Consider the following 24,334-nt stretch of genomic DNA (forward strand, 5'->3'; position numbering starts at 1 on the left):
AGGATCAAACTCTCCATAATAGGTGAGTCGATTAGCTCGACTTTGTTGCTGGCGTCAAATTAATGACGTTTATAATGAACGTTTAAGTTCAAGTTTTGCTTCCGGCACCGAAGTGCGTTCCGCTTAATTGTTGACGTTTTGCTGTTCAGTTTTCAAGGTTCATTTCGTTGGTCACTCTCGCGACAGCAACTTTTATATCTTAGCAAATCCAGTTTGTCATGTCAACAAAAAGTTTTGCTTTTCATTTTTGTTTGCCGCTTGTTTTGGCGACTCACTTATAATAACTTATTTCCCACACGAGTGTCAACAGTATTTTAGACATTTATCCATTTTCTTTTAAAATTTTTTTAGAAATAATTGGATGCAAGAACCGACGTACTACATGTGGTGTGTAATTACTGAATTACCATTGAATGGAGTCTATATACTGAACCTGGACTGCTACTCTTTTTGTAAGTTTCATAAGCATTTTCTAACCGCCTTAGTCATTACTTAATCTGAAGACCTTTTATTCATTTTTCGAACTATCCAGACTACTTATAGAAGTTTAGTATGAAAGATAGAAAGAAGGGTTACGTATGAGAGAGAAGTTCACATTTCATCCTGTGGTATGGACATTATTAATTGGAACTGTTTTTGCAAGAGGGGCCAGTTTTATGGCTCTGCCTTTTCTGGCCTTATATTTATCTAACACTCATGGAATTCATCCTGTTTGGATTGGACTAACGATTGGACTGTCTCCGTTAACCGGAACCATAGGAGGTTTCATTGGGGGTTACATTTCGGATCGGTTTGGACGGAAAAAGGTAATGTTATGGACGATACTTGTGTGGGGTCTGGTTTATTTCGGATTTTCTCAAGCATCACACATCGGGATATTTATGGTACTGAATGCCATGAACGGTCTTTGTCGTTCATTCTTTGAACCATCCTCCCAGGCGATGATGGCAGATTTAACTACTCCTCAAAAAAGAAAGCGTGTATTTTCACTACGATACACGGCTATTAATATTGGTGCATCACTCGGACCGCTACTTGGCGTTTATATTGCGCAGTTTTCGACTTCCTTGCCTTTTTTGTTAACGGGTTTGATGTACCTTCTATATGGAGGAACTCTGTTCATCATGTTAAATCGCTATTCAATTTCACTTGTAACTCCTGTTCATCAATTGCCACTGTTGGACACGTTAATGGTGACATGGAAAGACAAAACCTTGCTCGTATTTATCATTGGGGGGATCTTGATAAATGTCGGCTATTCGCAAATTGATTCGAACTTACCTCAATACATACAACAATCGTTTTCTGACGGTGTTGCTCTTTTTGCAAGGCTTGTTGCTCTCAATGCGATACTCGTCATCATTTTGCAAGTTCCTTTAAGTTTAATATCTGAGAAATGGCCAGTTCTTCGTGTAATGATTTTCGGGAGTATTTTCTTTGCAGTTGGGTTTGCAAGTTTTGGATTTGCTACCTCAGCAGTTGGCATGATGATTGCTATGGCGATTGTCACTATCGGGGAAATTTTCATTTTCCCGTCCACCAGCGTCTTTATTGATCAAATTGCTCCCGAAGATCGAAGAGGAACTTACTTTGGGGCTGGGCAGTTTCGGTCAATCGGAAATTTCACGGGACCTGTACTTGGGGGATGGTTGCTCCAGGACTTCAGCGGGGATATCTTGTTTTCTGTAATCGCAGGTATTATTTTGTGCAGCATATTCTTCTACTACTTAGGGAATGTGCACATACTAGAAAAGCAAAAACGCAACACTATCTTGAATGCAGTGGAGCAATAGATTGAAAAACTGCTGTTAATCTTCAATCAAAAAAGGACTAAGGCGCATAAGCGCCTTAGTCCTTCTATTATTCTTCTGAAGAATCTGCTTCTGTCGGTAAGTCCACACTTGCTTCTGTAGTTGATTCTTCTCCCTCAACTACTGTAGTTGTGCTTTCTTCACCATCTTCATCAAATTCTTCTTCATCTTCAGCTTTTTCTACTTTTGCGACCGTTGCTACAAGTTCATCATCGCCTAAACGAATTAAGCGGACACCTTGCGTGCTGCGACCCGTGATTGAAATACTGTTAACGTCCATACGAATTAACATTCCATTAATCGTGATGAGCATCAAATCTTCTGAGCCATCTACCGCTTTAACAGCTGATAACGGACCAGTTTTATCGGTGATTTGGCTTGTCTTAATTCCAACTCCACCACGTGACTGTAAACGATACTCTTCTTCTGGCGTACGTTTTCCGTAACCATTTTCCGTCACGACCAATACTTCCTGACCTGGCTCCAGGATTTCCATGCCGACGACATGATCGTCTTCACGTAAACGAATTCCTCGAACTCCAGAAGCTGTACGACCCATTGAACGGATATCTGTTTCTTCAAAGCGCACAAGCATTCCTTTGCGCGTTCCGATGATGATGTGTTTTTTCCCATCTGTCAAACGAACGGAAATCAACTCATCGTCTTCTCTTAAAGAGATTGAGATAAGACCATTCGCACGAATATTGGCAAACCCGCTGACTGGTGTACGTTTTGTTACACCCAGACGAGTAGTGAAGATAAAGTATGCATCGTCTTCAAATGAAGCCATTTGAATCATTGCCGTAACTTTCTCTTCTTTATCGACACCTAACAGATTGACGATTGGCAATCCTTTAGCTGTACGGCCGTACTCAGGAATTTCGTATCCTTTCGCACGGTATACCTTACCTGTGTTTGTAAAGAACAGGATGGTATCGTGGGTTGAAGTATAAAGAAGATGTTCAACGAAATCATTTTCATTCGTGCCCATTCCCTGTACGCCTCGCCCACCACGTTTTTGGCTGCGATACGTATTAACTGGCAGACGTTTAATGTATCCGTTGTGAGTCAATGTCAGAACAGAGTTCTCACGTGGGATTAAGTCTTCGTCTTCCATCATTTCAGCGCCACCCGCAGTAATTTCCGTACGTCGTTTATCGCTGAAACGCTCTTTAATTTCATTTAATTCTTCTCGAATGATTTGAATAACTTTCAATTCATCCGCTAAAATCGCACGAAGTTCAGCAATCAGCTTTTGAAGTTCTTGGTATTCTTCTTCAATTTTGTCGCGTTCCAAACCAGTTAAACGTTGAAGACGCATATCAAGAATTGCCTGTGCTTGACGTTCAGACAAGTTGAATTGAGCAATTAACCCATGTTTTGCTTCTTCTCCTGTTTGTGAACTACGGATCAATGCAATAATTTCATCAATATGATCCAAGGCGATACGAAGACCTTCTAAAATGTGAGCACGGTCTTCCGCTTTTGTCAGTTCAAACTGTGTACGTCGTTTAATAACGACTTTTTGGTGCTCCAAATAATGATATAAAATCTCTTTCAGACCAAGTACTTTTGGCTGACCGTCGACAAGCGCCAACATATTCACACCAAAACTTGATTGAAGAGCTGTTTGTTTATATAGATTGTTTAATAGGACATTGGCATTGGCGTCTTTACGGACTTCAATGACGATGCGCATTCCATTACGGTCAGACTCATCTCGAAGATCCGTGATGCCATCAATTTTCTTATCGCGCACAAGTTCCGCGATTTTTTCAATCAGGCGGGCCTTATTCACTTGGAAAGGAAGTTCATGAACTAAAATGACTTCTTTGCCATTTGATTTTTGTTCAATTTCAACTTTACCGCGGATAATAACTGATCCACGCCCTGTTTCGTAAGCACGACGAATCCCGCTTCGTCCTAAAATAATACCACCAGTAGGGAAATCAGGACCTGGAATGATTTCCATAAGCTCTTCAGTAGTAATCGCTTCATTTTCAGCAAGTGCCAACACTGCTTCAATGGTTTCACCCAAATGATGTGGTGGAATATTCGTTGCCATACCAACAGCAATCCCTGAAGTACCGTTTACTAATAAGTTTGGGTAACGACTTGGAAGAACAACTGGTTCTTTTTCTTGACCATCATAGTTATCTTTGAAATCGATTGTGTTTTTGTTGATATCACGCAGTAATTCCATCGCGATTTTCGACATACGAGACTCGGTATAACGCATTGCTGCCGCCGCATCTCCATCAACTGATCCAAAGTTCCCGTGACCATCTACTAACATATAACGATAACTCCAGTGTTGCGCCATTCGAACCATGGTGTCGTAAACAGCTGTATCACCATGTGGATGGTACTTACCAATTACGTCTCCAACAATACGAGCTGATTTTTTGTACGGTTTTTCTGCCGTATTCCCTAAATCTTGCATCGCATATAAAATACGTCGGTGAACAGGTTTTAAACCGTCCCGAACATCTGGAAGAGCTCGTTGAACAATAACACTCATTGCATAGTCAAGGAATGACGTTTTCATCTCTGTACTGATATTAATTCCTTTAACTCCATCATTTGCTATATTCGTCACGCAGGCGACCTCCCTTCACTTGGGGTATTAAATATCCAAGTTTTTCACATAAATTGCATTTTCTTCGATGAATTGACGACGAGGTTCTACTTCATCCCCCATTAAACGTTCAAATGTTTCATCTGCATCTATCGCATCTTCCAAGTTAACCTGTAACAATGTGCGAACTGCTGGATCCATTGTTGTATCCCATAATTGAGTCGCATCCATCTCTCCAAGACCTTTGTATCGTTGAATGACTGGTTTTGGTTGTTTTGGCAAACGCTCAAGGATTTCAGCCAGTTGCTTATCTGAATAACAATACTCCACATTTTTCCCTTGTTTAATCTGGAATAATGGAGGCTGTGCGATATATACATATCCTGCTTCAATCAACGGACGCATGAAACGGAATAAGAAAGTTAATAATAAAGTTCGGATATGGGCACCATCTACATCGGCATCCGTCATGATGACGATTTTATGATAACGTGCTTTTTCCAACGCAAACTCTTCACCGATCCCGGTTCCAAGTGCTGTAATAATCGCTCGGATTTCAGTATTCGATAAAATTTTATCCAAACGTGCTTTTTCCACGTTCAAAATTTTCCCTTTTAACGGCAAAATCGCTTGGAAATGACGATCACGTCCTGATTTTGCTGAACCGCCGGCAGAGTCACCCTCTACTACATACAATTCACTATCAGCAGGAATACGAGAAGAACAATCCGCCAATTTACCAGGTAAGCTTGATACTTCCAAAGCAGACTTACGACGTGTGAATTCACGCGCTTTTTTCGCTGCAACACGTGCACGGGCTGCCATTAATCCTTTATCAATGACTTTACGGGCAACCGATGGATTTTCCAGCATAAAACGTTCAAACGCTTCGGAGAACAATGAATTCGTAATCGTGCTGACTTCAGAGTTTCCTAATTTCGTTTTCGTTTGTCCTTCAAATTGTGGATCTGGATGTTTGACTGACACAATGGCAGTCAATCCTTCACGCACATCATCACCTGTTAAATTCGTATCGGCATCTTTCAACATGTTGTTTTTGCGTCCGTAATCATTGATTACACGCGTCAACGCCATTTTAAATCCGGATTCATGCGTACCGCCTTCATACGTGTTGATATTGTTCGCGAATGAGAAAATATTAGACGAGTAACCACTGTTATATTGCATAGCGATTTCAATTGAAATTCCGTCTTTTTCACCTTCGATATAAATCGGTTCGTCATGAATTGGCTCTTTTGATTTATTCAAGTGCTCAACGTACGACTTAATACCACCTTCGTAGTAGTAAGTGTTCGTGCGCACTTCTTCTTCACGCTCATCCGAAATGATAATTTTCAAACCGCGGTTCAAGTAAGCTAGCTCACGTAAACGATTAGCTAAAATATCATATTCGTAGACTGTTGTTTCGGTAAAAATCTCTGGATCCGCTTTAAAACGGACAGTAGAACCAGTTTTGTCAGTTTCACCAACGACCGATAATTCTTTTGTTACAGCACCACGTTCAAATTTGATGTAATGAAGCTTTTCATCACGATGAACATATACTTCCGTTACTTCCGAAAGGGCGTTAACTACCGAGGCACCAACACCATGTAGACCACCAGAAACTTTGTATCCGCCACCGCCAAATTTACCTCCGGCATGTAAGACAGTCATAATGACTTCAACAGCTGGGCGTCCCATTTTCTCATGGTTGCTGACTGGAATTCCGCGGCCGTTATCATCTACTTTGATCCAATTGTCTTTCTCGATTGTGATGGCAATTTCATCACAGTGACCAGCCAATGCTTCGTCAATTGCGTTATCTACGATTTCCCATACAAGATGGTGAAGTCCTTTTGAACTCGTCGAACCAATGTACATTCCTGGACGTTTACGTACCGCTTCTAAACCTTCTAATACTTGTATCTGATCAGCATCATAAGATTGCAGTTCTTTTTCTTCCATCGCCATTTAGCTCACCTGCTCTTTCCTACTGTCTTGTCGCTATTGTTCATAAGGGGGCCTGCCCCTTGTAATTGAATAAATTTCTTTACGATGTTCTGCGGACTAAGAGGTGATGCATACGTTAAAAAAGGAGTGACGATTAAAGACTTTACACGTGGTATTTCTACCAAGCATCGTGTACGTGGATTTTGCAACCACGAGTCCCGCTCCGTCTCATCCTTTATCTCGCGAAAATCTAATATCGAGAGGATTTCGCTGTACATGACGACAATGTCTTTGCCGATAACCACATACAAAATACTCACGCTCCTCCATCAACATGTCCTTGCTTCACATTAAATATTGCAGCTTGCGTAATCGTTTCATGATCGATGCCATCCACACTTGTTGTGGTAACAAAGGTTTGAACTTCGCCTTGGATGGTATTTAATAAGTGAGATTGTCTGTAGTCATCCAGTTCGGATAAAACATCATCGAGTAATAATACCGGTGATTCCCCGACTTCCTGTTTGATTAATTCAATCTCTGCAAGTTTCAGTGACAGTGCCGTTGTACGTTGCTGTCCCTGGGAACCATAAGTTTGCACGTCGTAGCCATTGACGAAAAACTGCAAATCATCCCGATGTGGACCGGTCAAAGTTACACCTCTCGCCAACTCTTGCGCTTTGCCTGCTTGCAATTTTCGCTGAAGGAAATCAGCCATTTGTTCGAATGTTGCATTTTGGTCAAGGCCACTGACAGGGTTATAGCGAACTTCTAATTTTTCAAGACCACGGGAAATACCTAAATGAATCGGTTCTGCCCATTTTTGAAGAAGCTCCATAAATTGAAATCTTTTACGGATAACGCTGACAGCTGCTTGAATATATTGATCTGTGTAAACATCAAACATTACATCGTTTACAGATGATTTTCCTTGATGCATTTTCAGTAAATGATTTCGCTGTTTTAATAACTTTTGAAACGTCAGTAAATCGTGTAAATAAACAGGCGATATTTGCCCAATTTCCATATCCAAAAAACGTCTTCTTACTTGAGGACTGCCTTTTACAAGATGCAAATCTTCTGGTGCAAACATCACCACATTTAGTTGACCGATATAATCACTTAAACGATTTTGTTCCAAATGGTTCACTTTCGCTTTTTTGCCTTTTTTGGATAAAGTCAATTCAAGCGGTAAGCGGCCATATTTTTTATGAACATCACCTTTTATTTTACCATATTCTTCAGCCCAACGTATCAATTCTTTATCATTGGACGTTCGGTGAGATTTTGCCATCGAAAGCACATAAATGGATTCCATAATGTTGGTTTTTCCTTGTGCATTTTCTCCGATTAGAACATTGATGGTTTTTGAAAAATTTAACGATAACGATTCATAGTTTCGATAGTTCGTTAATTCCAGACTTTCTATGTGCATATTATTGCCCGCTCAATGGATCCACAATGCGAAGTTCGCCTACTCCAGGGATGTTCACTAAATCTCCGTTACGTAGTTTACGACCACGTCTTTGATCTACTTCCCCGTTTATCAATACTTCATTTTCCGATAAAAACCATTTAGCCATTCCACCAGAGCTTATTACGTCTGTCATTTTCAGTACTTGCCCAAGGGTTACATATTCCGTTCCAATTTCTAGTTCTTTCAAGTTAATTACATCCTTCGTTTTTTAGTCTATCCCTTCATTTTACTTCATTTTCTTTAATAAGTAAAAAAGGATAGCCCAATTAAGGACTACCCTTGAAAAAATTAATTTTTAATATGTGCGAACAGGTAAAATTAGTTGCAAAATCGCGTCATCATGAACGGATTTTAAAATGAACGGGCGCATCGCTCCTGTAAATTGAACCATTACATCTTGTCCATCTACAGCCTTTAATGCATCCATCATATATTTCGCACTGAACGAGATTTTAAGTTCTTCCCCTTCAATCGACGTTGCTTGAATTTCTTCTTCTACTTTCCCTACTTCAGGTGAACTAGATGAAATTTCAACCACATTGCCTTCCAAAGAACTGAATCGGACAATATTATTGCGTTCTTCACGTGCCAACAAAGAAGCACGATCGATTGCTTGAAGTAATGCTTTTCCGTTCACTGTTACTGTCGTTTTGTATTCGTTTGGAATTAAACGTGATGTATCCGGATAATTTCCTTCAAGTAAACGTGAATAGAATAAGACATCAGAAGTTTTAAATAACACTTGTTGTTGTGTCATGACGATATGAACTGGTTCTGAAGAGTCTCCAATGATTTTACTTAATTCATTTAAGCTCTTTCCTGGAATAACTACGCTATATTCTCCTTCAGGCAGCTGCTCCAAAGTCGTTTTACGACGAGCTAGACGGTGACTGTCTGTTGCTACACAAACAAGCTCCCCATTTTTCACTTCCCAATGAACGCCTGTTAATACAGGACGACTTTCAGAAGTTGATACAGCGAATACAGTTTCGCGAACAATTGATTTTAATAAATCAGCTGGAATGACAAATTGGCGATCATCTTGAATCTCTGGAAGTAATGGATATTCAGAAGCATCTAGTCCAATTAAATGGAATTCTGATTTACCTGAACGAATATGCGTTTGATATTGTTCATTTACTTCAATTTCCACATCACTTGTTGGTAACTTACGAACGATTTCGTTAAACATACGAGCTTGAACAACAATTGTTCCTTCTTCAATTACACGAATAACTTGTTCGCCATTTTCTTCAGCTTTAATAAAAGTTTGAATTGTAATATCGGAATCACTACCAGTTAAGTGCAATCCTTGTTCTGTAACTTCTAATTTAATCCCCGTCAAAATTGGAATCGTCGTTTTAGAACTTACTGCTTTCATAACATCGTTTAACCCATCTAATAACCGTTCACGCATGATTTCAAATTTCATGATAAATACCTCGCTTATATATTTATTAATGTTTTAAAAGAATAATAGATATAGTAATAGGGCCTGTGGATTTGTTGATAAGTCCATTTTACCGAATAAAATCAGTCTATCCACATGTAGATAGACTGTGTATAAACTAGGCGGTCGATTGTGGGGTTATCCACAACTGTTAAGACTTGCCTAATAGACTCTTAATTTGTTTGAGGTCCTGTTGAAGGGCCTGATCTTCTTTTAATAGAGTAGAAATTTTTTCATGAGCATGGATAACCGTTGTATGATCCCGGCCTCCAAATTCCTCTCCAATCTTAGGTAAAGAGAAACTCGTCAACTCACGAGATAGATACATGGCAATTTGTCTTGGGAAAGCGATGGATTTCGTCCGTTTCTTCGCTGTAAAATCCTCTAAACGAATATGGAAGTGCTCACCTACCGTTTTTTGAATATCCAAAATCGTAATTTTACGAGGCTTTGAATTCGGCATAATATCTTTTAATGCTTCAGCTGCTAAATCAGAATTCATATCCTTATTAACTAAAGAAGAATAAGCAACGACACGGATCAAAGCACCTTCAAGCTCACGAATATTTGAATCGATTTGATTAGCGATGTACATCATAACTTCATTTGGGATGTCCAAGCCGTCCGCTTTCGCTTTCTTACGTAAGATGGCAATGCGCGTCTCTAAGTCTGGCGGCGTAATGTCTGTAATTAAGCCCCATTCAAAACGAGAACGAAGGCGATCTTCCAATGTTGGAATTTCTTTAGGCGGTCTGTCACTCGAAATGACAATTTGCTTAGATTCCTCATGCAACGTATTGAAGGTGTGGAAAAATTCTTCCTGCGTTTGTTCTTTTCCGGCCAAAAATTGAATATCGTCTATTAATAGAACATCCACGCTGCGATATTTGTTACGGAAATCTACCGTTTTATTATCACGGATAGAATTAATGAATTCATTTGTGAATTTTTCTGAAGATAAATAAACAACTTTTGCATTTGGGTTATGTTCCTGTACATAATGCCCAATTGCATGCATTAAATGGGTTTTTCCAAGTCCTACTCCCCCATAGATAAACAGTGGATTATAGGCTTTTGCTGGTGCTTCCGCTACTGCAAGTGAAGCAGCATGTGCAAATCGGTTACCAGAACCGATGACAAATGTATCAAATGTATATTTCGAATTCAACATACCAGGTGAAAACTCTGGTTGTTCATCATCTTTCATTGCAATGATCGGTTTTGGAGGCGAAAAATCTTCCATACTTTGATCTTTAGGTACAACAAATCTGATGGACAGGCCTTCCCCCGTCAATTCGGTCAAGATACCGGCAATCAAATGTACGTAATGTGTATCAAGCCAATCTCTTGCAAATGAGTTTGGAGCGGCAATCGTCACTGTATCACCTTGATAGGTCAACATTTTTGTAGATTTGAGCCACGTTTCAAAGCTAGGTTTCGAGATTTTTTGCTCCACTTGAGCAAGAACGCTCGACCATAGTTCTTCTAAATGTTCCAACAACGTACCTCCTTCTTTAAAAATATTTTTTATCGACAATCTTACACATAATATGTATAGTCATGCACAAAACCACAAGTTGTGGATAAAGGTTAATCAGAGCCTTGGGATAAGCTATCCACAGATTATCAACAGTTGTGGATAACAACGAATAGTGATTTTCGGTTTTGAAGAGTAAAACACAAACATCGTATCAAAATTAACTAGAAATTACAAGCGTTCTCGACGGTTATCCACAAAATGCATATTCATGCACACTGGTGTTGTCCACAGTAGGTTAGTTTGTGAAAAAGTTGTAGATAAGTGTTGTGGATAGAAAAATTACCCCATTTTTGTTATCCACAACGTCATGTGCAGAAAACTTCATATATGTGGACAACTAGTAAGCAGGGATTGATCTACTGGAAGAGAAGGATATTTCGAATAGCTATTGACAATTAGGGCTCAAACTATATATAATATCGGAGACTGTCTATGAGCAATAAATCGACTTTCAATTTTCAGGAGGTGTCATATAGATGAAACGCACATACCAACCAAATAAACGCAAACACAGCAAAGTTCACGGATTCCGTTCTCGCATGAGTTCTAAAAACGGCCGTCGCGTATTAGCAGCACGTCGTCGTAAAGGAAGAAAAGTATTATCAGCTTAAGCCCACTGATCCGCATCAGTGGTCTTTTTTTTCTTTACCTATTAGAAATGAATGATCAGGTGGAGAAGGTGAAGCATGAATAAACGTCAACGAGTAAAGAAAAATGCAGAATTTCAAAAAATCTTTAAACGCGGGAAATCCTTTGCGAATCGCCAGTTTGTCTTATATTTCTTACCGAAAGAAGGACAAGAAGAGTTTCGCATCGGCCTATCCGTGAGTAAAAAAGTCGGAAATGCAGTCGTCCGCAATCAAATCAAACGCTATATCAGACAATCTTTCTTGGAACTGAAAGATGAAGTCAACCCGAACATGGATTATGTCATTATCGCCAGAAATCAGGCGGCCAGTTTAGATTTTCATGAAACAAAGAAAAGTTTGCAGCACGTTTTGAAAATCGCTAAAATGATTCAAAAGATCAAGTAAAAAAGACAAGAAGTTTTTCGTGTATTTATATATAGAAGAAATGGAATGTCGTTTTAGGGGGAAGAAGGGTGAACAAACGCTTACTTATTATCCTCATGCTTGTTTCTGTGACGCTACTTCTTAGTGGATGTACAGAATATAATCAACCGATTTATGAGGACAGTAATGGATTTTGGAACGAATTTATTGTTTGGCCTCTTGTTTCATTCATTACATTGTTCAAGGAATTACTCGGAACTTACGGATTAGGGATTGTCATGGTGACAATTATCATTCGTTTGGCCATTCTTCCTTTAATGATCAAGCAAACGAAGAGTGCAAAGAAAATGCAAGATGTTCAACCCGAACTAGCTAAACTTAAACAAAAATACAGTTCAAAAGATGCGGCTACACAACAGAAGTACCAACAAGAAATGATGGCGTTGTTCAAAGATAAAGGTGTGAATCCAGCTGCAGGTTGTTTACCGGTAGTTATTCAAATGCCAATCTTGATTGGATTCTATCATGCGATTAGTCGTATGAATTCAACCCCAGAAATTAACTTGGGTAGCTTCCTTTGGTTCCCACTTGCTGAACCGAGTATTATTCTTGCAGTTCTCGCGGGTATCATGCAATTCCTGGTACTACGTACTGGTCCAGCAATGGACAATCCTCAAATGAAAATTATGATGTATTTCATGCCCGTTATGATTATCGGGTTCGGTATTTTCTTACCTTCTGCATTAACATTGTACTGGGTAATCGGAAATATCATTTCATTGATGCAAAACATGGTGATTTACAAACCATGGGAAAAACACACCGTTCAACCTGCTAAAACTGGAGGGGCTAAAAAGTGAATCAGATTACGCAAACGGGTACGACAACTGAAGAAGCGATATCTGCAGCATTAGCTAAACTTGAGACAACTAGAGATCAAGTCACCATCAATGTTTTAACTGAAGGTAAAAAAGGGTTTTTGGGCTTTGGCTCTAAACTTGCAGAAGTGCAAGTTACAGTTAACGAAGCACCACCCGTTGTGCAGGAGGCTGAAATTGTTTCGGTTGAGGCGGTAGAAACACCGACAGAAGAAACAATCGAGCCTTTACAAGAAAAAGTCGTTTCGAAGAATGTTGAGTCCACTCAAGGCGAGGCAGTTGAAGAAACAATAGCGTATATAACACTTATTGCAAAAGAAATGAAAATTGATGATTTAACGATTCATACGGAGCAGAATGGTAAGTACGTTACGCTTCGACTGGAAAGTAAAAAAGCAGCTGTACTTATTGGAAAGCGCGGTCAAACGTTAAACGCCTTGCAACAATTATCTCAATTAGTTGCAAATAAGTATGCTAACCAATTTTTGATGATCCAGCTTGATGTAGAAAACTACCGCGAGCGCCGTCAAGAATCTTTGGAACAATTAGCTGAACGTATGGCAGATAAAGCAATCCGAACTGGAAAAAAAGTAGAGTTTGAACCAATGCCTTCTTATGAAAGAAAAGTGATACACAACGCATTATCCAGACGTTTGGATATTGAGACGGTATCAATAGGAACAGATCCTAATCGTTATCTCGTAATTGAACCATTAAAGTAAGTAACAGCGGACCTTGACGTCACTTGACGAAAAGGTCCGCTTTCTTGTTGTCGAAATGACGTTTGCGACTTTCGATTTTAGTGATTTTATGCTATTGTTGTATGTTAGAGAATCATGACCGTTTTTCAGTTATCCACATGTGGATAATTAGCAGACAGGAGGTGGACGATTATGGAATTCGATACGATTACTGCGATATCCACACCCATGGGTGAAGGAGCAATTGCAATTGTGCGATTAAGTGGACCAGAAGCAATTTCCATAGCTGATCAAATTTTTCGTTCGCCTGGAAATAAAAGTTTAAGCAGTCAAGCATCACACACGATCCATTATGGACATTTAATAGAGCCTGAATCAGGCGATGTAGTAGAAGAAGTTATGCTGTCTTTAATGAAAGGTCCAAAAACCTTTACTAGAGAAGACGTTGTCGAAATCAATTGTCATGGGGGAATCGTCACCGTTAATCGCGTGTTGCAGTTAGTGCTAAGACACGGTGCCCGATTAGCAGAGCCGGGAGAGTTCACGAAACGAGCATTCTTGAATGGCCGTATTGATTTATCCCAGGCAGAAGCTGTAATGGATTTAATCCGTGCCAAGACAGATCGTGCCATGAATGTGGCACTAGGACAAATGGATGGAAAATTATCACGACTCATTGCCAGCTTGCGACAAGCGTTATTGGAAACATTGGCACAGGTAGAAGTGAATATCGACTACCCAGAATATGATGATGTTGAAGAAATGACCTTGCCCATGATTATTGAAAAGTCGTCTTGGGTCAAACAAGAAATTGAAGGGTTATTACGTACTTCATCTCAAGGGAAGATATTAAGAGAAGGCTTATCTACGGTCATTATCGGTCGACCGAATGTAGGGAAGTCATCTTTATTAAATAGTTTAGTCCAGGAAAATAAAGCGATTGTGACCGATGTAGCGGGAACGACACGCGATATCATTGAAGAGTATGTAAATGTCAGAGGAGTACCGTTAAAACTGGTCGATACGGCAGGGATTCGAGAAACTGAAGACATTGTGGAACGAATCGGGGTAGAACGCTCCAGACAAGTGCTTAAACAAGCCGATTTAATTCTTTTGGTACTCAACCATTCGGACGAGCTAACACCTGAAGATGTACGTTTATTTGAAGCAATTGAAGGAATGGACTTCATTGTGGTTATCAATAAGACAGATTTAGAGAAAAAAATCGACAGTCAACGCGTGGAAGAACTTGCAGGAAGCCGTAAAATCGTGACCACTTCCTTATTACAGGAAGAAGGCGTTGATCAGCTGGAAGAAGCAATTGCATCGTTGTTCTTTGAAGGGTCACTAGAAAGTGGCGATTTGACGTATGTCTCAAATGCACGTCATATTGCTTTGTTACACCAAGCTAAAAAAACGATTGAAGATGCAATAGACGCAGCGCATGCTGCCGTACCAATCGATATGATTCAAATCGACGTTACACGAACGTGGGAAATTTTAGGTGAAATCACTGGAGATACAGTAGAGGAAAGCTTAATTGACCAACTGTTCTCTCAGTTCTGTTTAGGGAAGTAATAGGAACGAAGGCTAAATACGCGACAACGTGGTCATGTGTTTACTCGTCGCTACGCTAGCTTCGAAACATGAAATTCTGTTGTAATGGAAATGCACAGTCTAGTCTAACAAAGCCATAAATTTAAATAGACCACCTTATAAATAACAAATAGGAAAAACGAAAGGAATGAACGAACATGCAGAAATTTGAAGCGGGCTCGTTCGATGTGATTGTAATCGGAGCAGGCCATGCCGGTTCTGAAGCAGCTTTAGCAGCAGCGGGAATGGGTGCAAAAACACTCGTTTTAACAATCAATTTAGATATGATTGCATTTATGCCGTGTAATCCATCTATCGGAGGCCCAGCTAAAGGAATTGTTGTCCGGGAAATTGACGCCCTTGGAGGCGCAATGGGGAAAGTCATCGACAAAACGCACATTCAAATGAGAATGTTAAATACAGGTAAAGGTCCAGCTGTACGTGCTTTACGTGCACAAGCGGATAAAGTGTTATACCAAGCGGAAATGAAACGTTTAATGGAAGAACAAGAGAACTTGTCCATCCATCAAGCAATGGTTGAGGAATTAATTATTGAAGATAACGAAATAAAAGGTGTCATTACTCAAGTAGGGGCAATATACCGTGCAAAAACAGTAATTGTTACTACCGGGACATTCTTACGTGGTGAAATAATTATCGGCGACTTGAAATATTCAAGTGGACCAAACAATCAACAACCTTCATTAAAACTTGCTGACAATCTTCGGGAGATAGGTTTTGATTTAGTTCGTTTTAAAACAGGAACGCCTCCACGCGTTAATAGTAAAACAATCGATTACAGTAAAACGGAAATTCAGCCTGGCGACGATGTACCCCGTGCATTCAGTTACGAAACAACTGAATACATCATGGATCAAATGCCATGTTGGTTGACGTATACGAATGAACGTACGCATCAAATAATTGATCAAAATTTACATCTTTCACCGATGTATTCAGGCATGATCAAAGGAACGGGCCCACGTTATTGCCCTTCCATTGAAGACAAAGTCGTTCGTTTCAACGACAAACCGCGTCATCAAATTTTCTTAGAGCCTGAAGGCCGCAATACACGCGAAGTATATGTACAAGGACTTTCTACAAGTTTGCCTGAACACGTACAACGTAAATTACTTGAAAGCATTCCAGGCTTGGAAAAAGCTGAAATGATGCGTGCTGGTTATGCAATTGAATATGACGCAATGGTACCTACTCAGTTATGGCCAACTTTAGAAACGAAAAAGATCCGTAATTTCTATACTGCTGGTCAAATTAACGGAACATCCGGTTATGAAGAAGCGGCTGGACAAGGGTTAATGGCTGGTATGAATGCAGCAGCTCGTGCTTTAAATAAAGAAGAAATTATTTTAAGCCGTTCAGATGCTTACATCGGTGTGTTAATTGATGATTTAGTGACGAAAGGAACGAATGAACCTTATCGTTTGCTGACTTCAAGAGCAGAGTATCGATTATTGTTACGTCATGACAATGCAGACTTACGACTGACTAAAATCGGATTTGATGCAGGGTTGATTTCGGAAGAACGTTACGCGCGTTTTGAAGCGAAAAAGAAATTGATTGAGGAAGAAATCGTCCGCTTAAGAAAAACAATCATTAAGCCGAATGAAGAAACGCAAGAAATTATTCGTTCAAAAGGCGGTACTGAATTAAAAGACGGAATTAAAGGTCAAGATTTACTGAAGCGCCCTGAAATGACGTATGATGATATTGCGAAGCTTTCTCCTTCGCCACTCAACTTAACAGATGAAATGAAGGATCAAATCGAAATTCAAATTAAGTACGAAGGTTATATCGAAAAAGCACTTCAACAAGTAGAAAAATTAAAGAAAATGGAAGACAAAAAAATTCCAGATTTAATTGACTACGATGCGATTTCTGGTATAGCTACTGAAGCGAAGCAAAAGATGAAAGAAGTTAGACCATTATCAATTGCACAAGCATCTAGAATTTCGGGTGTAAATCCTGCTGACATTTCTATCCTACTGGTGTATATTGAACAAGGTAGAATAGCGAAAATATCCGGATAAGTATAATAGTGGCTATTCGCTAATTTCGGCATATAGCCACTCTTCATATACGGAAGGGGTCCAATATGAATCAACAACAATTTGTTGAAGCTCTAAAAGAAAAAGGGATCAATTTAACCCCTGAACAACTTCAACAATTCCATAAATATTACGAGCTGCTGGTTGAGTGGAACGAAAAAATGAACTTAACCGCAATTACAGATCAACCATCCGTTTACTTGAAACATTTTTATGATTCAATCAGCATGGCTTTCTATGTAGATTTTTCAAAAGGCCAATCAATTTGTGATGTTGGTGCAGGAGCGGGATTCCCAAGTATTCCTTTGAAAATTTGTTTCCCTCAAATGCAAGTTACCATCGTAGACTCATTGAACAAACGAATTCAGTTTTTAACACATTTAAGTGAACAATTGGGTCTTTCCAATGTTCAATTTGTACATGCCAGAGCAGAAGAATTTGGACAAAATCCAGCTTACCGAGAACAGTATGATATTGTCACAGCGAGAGCGGTAGCGAGATTATCTGTTTTGTCGGAACTTTGTATTCCATTAGTAAAAGTTGGAGGTCAGTTTGTAGCAATGAAAGCTGCAGCTGCTCAAGACGAACTAAACGATGCAAAAAAAGCATTAACAATTTTGGGTGCTGAAAAAATTCAAGAATATTCTTTCACACTTCCTGTAGAAAATAGTGAAAGATCATTATTTGTTTTTAATAAAGTGAAGAGCACCCCTAAAAAATATCCGAGAAAACCTGGAGTTCCTAATAAGACTCCATTGTAATATTGTGTTTCACGTGAAACATTAATAAAGGATTGAAGAGATTTATCTCGAATTAATACAAGTAGTGAGTTTCTTAAAGGTGGTGCCAGGGGATGAAAAGTCCTTTTTCACGTTTTTTTGGGAGTGGCGAAAAAGAGATAGCGGCTACAAAGCAAACAACTGAACAATATGAAGAAGTAATGAAAATCCCTTTGCAATCGATTGTTCCGAATCGTTTTCAACCACGGACTGTTTTTGATGAGTCCAAAATTGAAGAATTGGCTCGTACCATTCATACACACGGGGTTATTCAACCAATCGTAGTTCGTCAAATGGAAGATGGACGATATGAGATTATTGCTGGGGAACGTCGTTTCCGCGCGATGACGAAATTGGAGTGGGAAGAAGTTCCTGCTATCGTCCGTAATTTAAGTGATAAAGAAACTGCATCTATTGCTTTAATTGAAAATTTACAACGCGAAGAATTAACTGCTATTGAAGAAGCATTAGCTTATCAAAAGTTGTTAGAACTTCATGAACTTACGCAAGAAGCTTTGGCTCAACGTTTAGGCAAAGGTCAATCCACTGTTGCCAACAAATTAAGACTTCTGAAACTTCCCCAAGTAATTCAGGATGGAATATTGAGACGTGAAATCTCAGAGCGTCATGCCCGTGCGCTCATGCCCATTAAAGAAGAGGAACAGCAAATTGCACTTTTCAAGGAAGTAGTGGAGCAGCAATATAATGTGAAGCAACTTGAAAAGAAAGTGGAAGAACTGTTAAATCCACCTGTGGTTGAAGGTAAGAAAGAAAAGCCTAAAAGAAAAACAGTTAGTCGTGATGTAAGAATTGCACTGAATACACTCAGACAGTCATTTGCGATGGTTGCGAAAACGGGGATTAAGATGGAAACGGAAGAAGAAGAATTAGAAGATTTTTACCAAATTACTGTGAAAATCCCGAAAAAGAAATCTTGATATTGCGAAATCGTGAACTCTTGCTCTGAAAGTAGCAAGAGTTTTTTTGTTTGTAATCAGAATATAATCCTTTTTTAATCAATTTTTTGATAGAATGAAAAGAAAAGCGGAAAGTAATACAAGTATGAATCTTTCCAGTAATAAATGTTAATAGCGAAAATAGACAACTAGAAGGAAGCAGGTGCAAGCGTGGGTAGAATCATAGCGATCGCCAATCAAAAAGGCGGCGTGGGTAAAACGACAACATCTGTAAGTTTGAGCGCATGCCTTGCGTACTTAGGGAAAAAAGTATTGTTAATGGATACAGATCCCCAAGGGAATGCAACAAGTGGAGTTGGCGTGAATAAAGGCGACGTACACCAATGTATTTATGATGTTTTAATAGATGATATAGATGTAAAGAAAGTCATTTTGGAAACAAAAGTGGAAAATTTACATGTAGTTCCTGCGACGATTTCGTTAGCGGGTGCTGAAATTGAACTGGTTTCTACCATCTCACGTGAAGTGCGATTAAAACGTGCGCTGCAAGATGTGAAAGAAGAATATGATTATATCATCATTGATTGCCCGCCTTCACTGGGTTTGCTGACAATCAATGCATTGACGGCTTCCGATGCCATTCTAATTCCTGTGCAATGTGAGTATTACGCATTGGAAGGTCTGAGCCAATTATTGAGTACCATCCGTTTAGTACAAAAACATTTGAATAATCAACTCGTCATTGACGGTGTGTTATTGACTATGTTTGATGCCCGGACGAACTTAGGAATTCAAGTAATTGAAGAAGTGAAAAAATACTTCCAAGATAAAGTGTATAAAACGATTATTCCTCGTAATGTACGTCTAAGCGAGGCGCCAAGTCATGGGGAACCAATTATTATTTACGATCCGAAATCTCGTGGAGCAGAAGTATATCTAGATTTGGCGAAGGAAGTGATTCGTAATGTCTAAAGGCTTAGGTAAAGGAATTAATGCATTATTTCCTGGAGAATCAATTAATCAAATGGAAAGTGTTGAAAAAATTCCTGTAAAAGAAATTAAAGTAAACCCATATCAACCCCGCAAAATCTTTGATGAAACAGCATTGAGTGAGTTAACCGAATCGATTAAAGAACATGGCGTTCTTCAACCGATTATTCTTAGAAGAAGAGGCAAGTCCTTTGAAATCGTCGTAGGGGAACGTCGTTTTCGTGCTTCAAAAGCTGCAGGCTTGAAAGAAGTTCCCGCTGTCATTCGCGAATTTACTGATCAACAAATGATGGAAATTGCGATTCTTGAAAATTTACAACGTGAAGATTTAACGCCGATTGAAGAAGCCGATGCTTACCAAAATCTCATGGAAAACTTAAGTCTAACGCAAGAGCAATTAGCTTTTCGGTTAGGTAAGAGTCGTCCTCATATTGCCAATCATATTCGTTTGTTATCATTACCTGAAGTAGTGAGAGAGTTAATTTCATCCAATAAGCTATCAATGGGACATGGGCGTGCATTACTTGGATTAAAACGTAAAAAGCTAATTCCATCGATTGCGGAAAAAGTTATGAAAGAAAACTTGAATGTCCGTCAACTTGAATCGCTTGTCCAACGAATGAATGAGGATGTTTCACGTGAAACATCAAAAGTCCCGAATAAAGATATTTTTATTAAGGAGAAAGAATCACAACTGCGTGAATATTTCGGCACTACTGTTTCCATTAAGAAATCGAAAAACAAAGGGAAAATTGAAATCGAATTTTTCTCTGAAGATGATTTGGAACGTATTTTAGAATTATTAGAAGACTAACTTGCCTATTCCCTTAAAGGAGTTAACTTTGAGGGGATAGGTTCTATTTTTAGCTGAAATGAGGAGTACCGTATGGTGTTATTAGGGACATTGATTAACGCGCTTCTCATCATCGTTGGGACAATCATCGGAAGATTATTGAAAAACATCCCAGAAAACATGAAGCAAACAGTGATGTATGCTATTGGGCTTGCTGTAACTGTTATCGGACTTCAAATGGGTTTTGAAAGCGGACAATTTTTAATCGTCATCATTAGTTTAGTTGTAGGTGCAGTCATAGGAGAGTGGATTGACTTAGATCATCAACTCAATCGATTTGGCCATTGGTTGGAATCAAAAGTGGGCAAGAATAAAAAAGGTGAAAATATTAGTATTGCGCAAGGTTTTGTCTCCGCTACATTAATTTTTGTTATTGGATCGATGGCGGTCATTGGTTCATTGGATAGTGGTCTTAGAAATGATCATGATTTATTGATTGTAAAAGGATTGATAGATGGATTCACTTCTATTATTCTGGCTACCACTTTAGGTATAGGCGTTCTGTTATCAGCCGTTCCTGTCATTTTATATCAAGGAACGATTGCACTATTCGCAACTCAAATAAGCCGTGTTATCCCACAAGAAGCACTTGCATTATATATCCAGGAAATGACTGCAACCGGTGGGATTATGATTGTAGCTATTGGATTAAATATGATTGGTTTGACCAAAATAAGAGTAGCCAATTTACTACCAGGCATTCTCGTGGTAGCGATCGTCGTGGCTATTGCGTACCAGTTTCATTTGGTACCTCTGCCAAGCAAGTAGAAGGGCACGAGACAAAACTTTGCCCATATCATATGGCAATTGTAGTCTCGTGTTTTGCAAGACAGTGTACTCTTGAAAGCCACCAACATTTACAATGCCTTTAATGGATAGGTCGCCAATAGGTGGCAATTCCTTTTTTACTGCTTTGCCGGGGAAAAGAGGACCTTTTTCGATGACAATATGTCCGATTTTCTCGACTTTCCCTAAGCAAGCATCTATGGCAACTACATAAGGAGATAATGTTCTTGCTTGAAGTGACTCGACGGTTTGTTGTAAATTCAAAGCGTGCAAAGGTTGTTGCAAGGTGCCAATTACTTCATACGGAAATGTGGGATGATCGCGAAGCCAAGTGCCGATTAATGGTCCTAGAGCGTCTCCAGTCGACCGATCGGTTCCTATGCAACAAAATGTGAGATTTGGTTTTTCAAATGGAATTAGTTGAAGAAAAAGCGAGCTTAAGCGCCAGGCAACGCCTGAATCTTGATAAGAAAAATCTTCTGAATGTAAATGAGACGAATATGCAAACATAGTTTAGCTCACTCTCTTTTTTCGTAGTATACGTATTAGAAATGGGCTTTATTCAAAAAGGTGGTAGATATCAATTGGACATTAACAAAACGATTGAAAGTGTTAAAGACTTGCTTTTAGATGAAAAAATCTGGATTGCCGCTGGCGTTATTACGTTAAAAGTTATATTCATAATGTTCCTGGCTGGAATTGTTGTGAAAGTATTTAAAGTGGTCATTCGTAAAGTGTTTGAAGTCCGGATGAAAGCACCATTGCGCTACTCGGAACGCAGACAGAACACCTTGCTGAAATTACTCGAAAATGTAATTGCATATGTCGTGTATTTTGCAGCGATTCTGGCAGTCTTGTCTGCGTTGACAATTAATGTGACGGGCTTGCTTGCCGGGGCAGGGGTTCTCGGTCTGGCAATTGGATTTGGTGCCCAAAACTTGGTTCGTGATGTCATCACAGGATTCTTCATTATTTTTGAAGATCAATTTTCGGTCGGTGATTATGTACGGATCGGTGCATCCGAAGGTTCTGTCCAAGAAATTGGTTTGCGAACAACGAAGTTAAAAGGATTAAACGGGGAGATTCACATTTTCCCTAACGGTACGATTGTGGAAGTCGTAAACTACTCATTAAATAATTCAATTGCGATTGTTGACGTGAGCGTGGCATACGAAGCAGATATACCAAAGGCAGAAGAGCTTATACGTGAATTTTTATCTGAGCTTCCTGAAAAATATGAGCAATTGGTTAAAGAACCTGAATTGTTAGGTGTTCAAAATCTGGCAGCTTCTGAAGTGGTTATGCGCATTTCGGCCGAAACAAAACCGATGCAACATTTTGCAGTAGGGCGGATCATTCGTCGAGACCTGAAAATATTCATGGACGAACATGGAATCGAAATTCCATATCCGAAAATGGTAATGTATCAAAAGAAAACAGGTTCAGTTGATGCGGGTACTGGGGATCCTGTGAAGCCTGAAGATAAGGGGAAAGTCTGATGAATACGAAGTCATTTGAGCTGGGTGATATTGTTGAAATGAAAAAACAGCATCCTTGCGGGACCAATGAATGGAAGGTTATTCGCATGGGCGCAGACGTCCGGATAAAATGTGAAGGTTGCCAACACAGTGTGATGATTCCAAGAAGAGAATTCGCTAAAAAAATGAAAAAAGTGATTAAAGCTGCTGAGCCTTCCGCAGAGGAATAGACTTTTGGTTGACAAAAATTTATAATAGATTAGTTAAATGAAAAGTATTAGCTTTAATCAAGCGTTGAAATTGATTATACACACTTCAATATAGAATTCGTAAGTTATGAAAGGTTGGGAACATAAATGGCGTTAACAGCAGGAATCGTAGGCTTACCGAATGTCGGTAAATCCACTTTATTTAATGCAATTACAAAAGCAGGCGCAGAGGCTGCAAACTATCCATTCTGTACAATTGATCCAAACGTTGGAATTGTAGAAGTGCCAGATGAGCGTCTAGATAAATTAACGGAACTTGTTGTTCCAAAGAAAACGGTTCCTACAGCTTTTGAGTTCACAGATATTGCAGGTATTGTTAAAGGTGCCAGTAAAGGTGAAGGACTTGGAAATAAGTTCTTGGCTCACATTCGTGAAGTAGATGCAATTTGCCAAGTGGTACGTTGTTTTGCAGATGAAAATGTAACGCATGTAGCAGGGAAAGTTGATCCGATTTCAGATATCGAAGTAATCAATTTGGAGTTGATTTTAGCTGACTTGGAAAGCGTTGAAAAACGTTTACAACGTGTAGGTAAAATGGCGAAACAAAAAGACAAAGATGCTATGGTTGAAGAACCAGTATTGGTCAAACTTCGTGATGCTTTTGAAGAAGAAAAACCAGCTCGTTCTGTTGAATTTACAGAAGAAGAGTTGCGCGTAGTCAAAGGTCTTCATTTATTAACAATCAAGCCTATGCTTTATGTGGCGAACGTTGCAGAAGACGAAATTGCGAATGCTGATGAAAATGAGTACGTACAAAAAGTTCGCGAATTCGCTAAAGTTGATAACGCACAAGTAATTGTTGTATGTGCGAAGATTGAAGAAGAAATGGCTGAATTGGATGAGGAAGAGAAAGCGATGTTCCTTGACGAGTTAGGCATTAAAGAATCAGGGCTGGACCAGCTTGTAAAAGCCGCTTATCAATTATTGGGACTAGCGACATACTTTACAGCGGGTGTACAGGAAGTTCGTGCTTGGACATTCCGTAAAGGCATGAAAGCACCTCAATGTGCTGGTGTTATCCATACAGACTTCGAACGTGGTTTCATCCGCGCCGAGACAGTTTCTTATGATGACTTGGTAGCAAACGGTTCAATGGCTACTGCAAAAGAAGCTGGAAAAGTGCGTTTGGAAGGTAAAGAATACATCGTACAAGACGGCGACGTTATGTTGTTCCGTTTCAACGTATAAAACAATTTTGG

General features: G+C 39.4%; 23 protein-coding genes. 15 read left to right on the top strand and 8 right to left on the bottom strand.

Features of this window, described 5'->3' with window-relative positions; genetic code table 11:
- Positions 1-578 precede the first annotated feature (578 nt).
- Positions 579-1,793: an MDR family MFS transporter gene (locus ACQKEV_RS00005; RefSeq protein ID WP_427382924.1), complete on the top strand. Its 1,215-nt coding sequence runs from the start codon at positions 579-581 to the stop codon at positions 1,791-1,793.
- A gap of 67 nt (positions 1,794-1,860) precedes the next feature.
- Here ACQKEV_RS00005 and gyrA read toward each other — a convergent pair whose 3' ends face one another.
- From gyrA to dnaA, 7 genes are all read right to left on the bottom strand, one after another.
- A complete protein-coding gene (gene gyrA, locus ACQKEV_RS00010) occupies positions 1,861-4,359 on the bottom strand; it encodes a DNA gyrase subunit A (protein ID WP_427382925.1) in 2,499 nt (832 codons plus the stop codon).
- 78 nt (positions 4,360-4,437) lie between these two features.
- Entirely contained in the window at positions 4,438-6,363 is a 1,926-nt protein-coding gene (gene gyrB, locus ACQKEV_RS00015; RefSeq protein ID WP_427442181.1) for a DNA topoisomerase (ATP-hydrolyzing) subunit B, read from the bottom strand.
- Between the two features lie 5 nt (positions 6,364-6,368).
- Entirely contained in the window at positions 6,369-6,647 is a 279-nt protein-coding gene (locus ACQKEV_RS00020; RefSeq protein ID WP_427444774.1) for a hypothetical protein, read from the bottom strand.
- 11 nt (positions 6,648-6,658) lie between these two features.
- Positions 6,659-7,777: a DNA replication/repair protein RecF gene (gene recF / locus ACQKEV_RS00025; RefSeq protein ID WP_427442183.1), complete on the bottom strand. Its 1,119-nt coding sequence runs from the start codon at positions 7,775-7,777 to the stop codon at positions 6,659-6,661.
- A gap of 1 nt (position 7,778) precedes the next feature.
- On the bottom strand, positions 7,779-8,006 hold the full coding sequence (gene yaaA, locus ACQKEV_RS00030; RefSeq protein WP_427442185.1) for a S4 domain-containing protein YaaA: 228 nt from the start codon (positions 8,004-8,006) through the stop codon (positions 7,779-7,781).
- Positions 8,007-8,114: 108 nt separating this feature from the next.
- Positions 8,115-9,251 (bottom strand): DNA polymerase III subunit beta, encoded by a 1,137-nt coding sequence (gene dnaN, locus ACQKEV_RS00035; protein WP_269927478.1) that lies wholly within the window; start codon positions 9,249-9,251, stop codon positions 8,115-8,117.
- A gap of 169 nt (positions 9,252-9,420) precedes the next feature.
- Entirely contained in the window at positions 9,421-10,767 is a 1,347-nt protein-coding gene (gene dnaA / locus ACQKEV_RS00040; RefSeq protein WP_427442188.1) for a chromosomal replication initiator protein DnaA, read from the bottom strand.
- Positions 10,768-11,285: 518 nt separating this feature from the next.
- Between dnaA and rpmH the strand changes: the two genes are divergently transcribed.
- The 11 genes from rpmH (at position 11,286) to ACQKEV_RS00095 (ending at position 21,370) form a co-directional block, all read left to right on the top strand.
- Positions 11,286-11,420, top strand: coding sequence for a 50S ribosomal protein L34 (gene rpmH, locus ACQKEV_RS00045; protein ID WP_016428940.1), 135 nt, complete (start codon positions 11,286-11,288; stop codon positions 11,418-11,420).
- Positions 11,421-11,495: 75 nt separating this feature from the next.
- Positions 11,496-11,843, top strand: a complete 348-nt coding sequence (gene rnpA / locus ACQKEV_RS00050; protein ID WP_269927476.1) for a ribonuclease P protein component — start codon at positions 11,496-11,498, stop codon at positions 11,841-11,843.
- Positions 11,844-11,938: 95 nt separating this feature from the next.
- Positions 11,939-12,682, top strand: coding sequence for a membrane protein insertase YidC (gene yidC, locus ACQKEV_RS00055; protein WP_427444777.1), 744 nt, complete (start codon positions 11,939-11,941; stop codon positions 12,680-12,682).
- Positions 12,679-13,422, top strand: a complete 744-nt coding sequence (gene jag / locus ACQKEV_RS00060) for an RNA-binding cell elongation regulator Jag/EloR (RefSeq protein ID WP_427442191.1) — start codon at positions 12,679-12,681, stop codon at positions 13,420-13,422. The genes yidC and jag overlap by 4 nt, the downstream gene beginning before the upstream one ends.
- Before the next feature lie 171 nt (positions 13,423-13,593).
- Positions 13,594-14,979, top strand: a complete 1,386-nt coding sequence (gene mnmE, locus ACQKEV_RS00065) for a tRNA uridine-5-carboxymethylaminomethyl(34) synthesis GTPase MnmE (protein WP_427442193.1) — start codon at positions 13,594-13,596, stop codon at positions 14,977-14,979.
- A gap of 176 nt (positions 14,980-15,155) precedes the next feature.
- Positions 15,156-17,045: a tRNA uridine-5-carboxymethylaminomethyl(34) synthesis enzyme MnmG gene (mnmG, locus tag ACQKEV_RS00070; RefSeq protein ID WP_427442195.1), complete on the top strand. Its 1,890-nt coding sequence runs from the start codon at positions 15,156-15,158 to the stop codon at positions 17,043-17,045.
- Between the two features lie 65 nt (positions 17,046-17,110).
- Positions 17,111-17,824: a 16S rRNA (guanine(527)-N(7))-methyltransferase RsmG gene (gene rsmG, locus ACQKEV_RS00075; protein WP_269927471.1), complete on the top strand. Its 714-nt coding sequence runs from the start codon at positions 17,111-17,113 to the stop codon at positions 17,822-17,824.
- A gap of 92 nt (positions 17,825-17,916) precedes the next feature.
- On the top strand, positions 17,917-18,780 hold the full coding sequence (noc, locus tag ACQKEV_RS00080) for a nucleoid occlusion protein (protein WP_427442197.1): 864 nt from the start codon (positions 17,917-17,919) through the stop codon (positions 18,778-18,780).
- Between the two features lie 189 nt (positions 18,781-18,969).
- Entirely contained in the window at positions 18,970-19,731 is a 762-nt protein-coding gene (locus ACQKEV_RS00085) for a ParA family protein (protein WP_269927469.1), read from the top strand.
- The gene (locus tag ACQKEV_RS00090) at positions 19,724-20,563 is read left to right on the top strand and encodes a ParB/RepB/Spo0J family partition protein (protein WP_427442199.1); all 840 of its coding nucleotides are present in this window, start codon (positions 19,724-19,726) and stop codon (positions 20,561-20,563) included. The genes ACQKEV_RS00085 and ACQKEV_RS00090 overlap by 8 nt, the downstream gene beginning before the upstream one ends.
- Positions 20,564-20,635: 72 nt before the next feature.
- Positions 20,636-21,370, top strand: coding sequence for a DUF554 domain-containing protein (locus tag ACQKEV_RS00095; protein ID WP_427442201.1), 735 nt, complete (start codon positions 20,636-20,638; stop codon positions 21,368-21,370).
- On the opposite strand, the gene yyaC is transcribed toward ACQKEV_RS00095, so the two are convergent.
- Positions 21,293-21,898 (bottom strand): spore protease YyaC, encoded by a 606-nt coding sequence (yyaC, locus tag ACQKEV_RS00100; protein WP_427442203.1) that lies wholly within the window; start codon positions 21,896-21,898, stop codon positions 21,293-21,295. The genes ACQKEV_RS00095 and yyaC overlap by 78 nt on opposite strands.
- A 41-nt stretch (positions 21,899-21,939) precedes the next feature.
- On the opposite strand from yyaC, the gene ACQKEV_RS00105 reads away from it, so the two are divergent.
- From ACQKEV_RS00105 to ychF, 3 genes are all read left to right on the top strand, one after another.
- A complete protein-coding gene (locus ACQKEV_RS00105; RefSeq protein WP_427442205.1) occupies positions 21,940-22,887 on the top strand; it encodes a mechanosensitive ion channel family protein in 948 nt (315 codons plus the stop codon).
- Entirely contained in the window at positions 22,887-23,096 is a 210-nt protein-coding gene (locus ACQKEV_RS00110; protein WP_427442207.1) for a DUF951 domain-containing protein, read from the top strand. The genes ACQKEV_RS00105 and ACQKEV_RS00110 overlap by 1 nt, the downstream gene beginning before the upstream one ends.
- Positions 23,097-23,222: 126 nt before the next feature.
- A complete protein-coding gene (gene ychF / locus ACQKEV_RS00115) occupies positions 23,223-24,323 on the top strand; it encodes a redox-regulated ATPase YchF (protein ID WP_427442209.1) in 1,101 nt (366 codons plus the stop codon).
- Positions 24,324-24,334 lie beyond the last annotated feature (11 nt).

The sequence above is a fragment of the Paenisporosarcina sp. NPDC076907 genome, assembly GCF_050269735.1.
Lineage (GTDB): Bacteria > Bacillota > Bacilli > Bacillales_A > Planococcaceae > Paenisporosarcina.

Bases quoted from the DNA above. Each gene is read 5' to 3' on its own strand.
- ACQKEV_RS00005 (WP_427382924.1), top strand. From the start codon at position 579: ATGAGAGAGAAGTTCACATTTCATCCTGTGGTATGGACATTATTAATT.
- gyrA (WP_427382925.1), bottom strand. From the start codon at position 4,359: ATGAAAACGTCATTCCTTGACTATGCAATGAGTGTTATTGTTCAACGA.
- gyrB (WP_427442181.1), bottom strand. From the start codon at position 6,363: ATGGCGATGGAAGAAAAAGAACTGCAATCTTATGATGCTGATCAGATA.
- recF (WP_427442183.1), bottom strand. From the start codon at position 7,777: ATGCACATAGAAAGTCTGGAATTAACGAACTATCGAAACTATGAATCG.
- dnaN (WP_269927478.1), bottom strand. From the start codon at position 9,251: ATGAAATTTGAAATCATGCGTGAACGGTTATTAGATGGGTTAAACGAT.
- rpmH (WP_016428940.1), top strand. From the start codon at position 11,286: ATGAAACGCACATACCAACCAAATAAACGCAAACACAGCAAAGTTCAC.
- rnpA (WP_269927476.1), top strand. From the start codon at position 11,496: ATGAATAAACGTCAACGAGTAAAGAAAAATGCAGAATTTCAAAAAATC.
- yidC (WP_427444777.1), top strand. From the start codon at position 11,939: ATGCTTGTTTCTGTGACGCTACTTCTTAGTGGATGTACAGAATATAAT.
- mnmE (WP_427442193.1), top strand. From the start codon at position 13,594: ATGGAATTCGATACGATTACTGCGATATCCACACCCATGGGTGAAGGA.
- mnmG (WP_427442195.1), top strand. From the start codon at position 15,156: ATGCAGAAATTTGAAGCGGGCTCGTTCGATGTGATTGTAATCGGAGCA.
- rsmG (WP_269927471.1), top strand. From the start codon at position 17,111: ATGAATCAACAACAATTTGTTGAAGCTCTAAAAGAAAAAGGGATCAAT.
- noc (WP_427442197.1), top strand. From the start codon at position 17,917: ATGAAAAGTCCTTTTTCACGTTTTTTTGGGAGTGGCGAAAAAGAGATA.
- ACQKEV_RS00090 (WP_427442199.1), top strand. From the start codon at position 19,724: ATGTCTAAAGGCTTAGGTAAAGGAATTAATGCATTATTTCCTGGAGAA.
- ACQKEV_RS00095 (WP_427442201.1), top strand. From the start codon at position 20,636: ATGGTGTTATTAGGGACATTGATTAACGCGCTTCTCATCATCGTTGGG.
- yyaC (WP_427442203.1), bottom strand. From the start codon at position 21,898: ATGTTTGCATATTCGTCTCATTTACATTCAGAAGATTTTTCTTATCAA.
- ACQKEV_RS00105 (WP_427442205.1), top strand. From the start codon at position 21,940: ATGGGCTTTATTCAAAAAGGTGGTAGATATCAATTGGACATTAACAAA.
- ACQKEV_RS00110 (WP_427442207.1), top strand. From the start codon at position 22,887: ATGAATACGAAGTCATTTGAGCTGGGTGATATTGTTGAAATGAAAAAA.
- ychF (WP_427442209.1), top strand. From the start codon at position 23,223: ATGGCGTTAACAGCAGGAATCGTAGGCTTACCGAATGTCGGTAAATCC.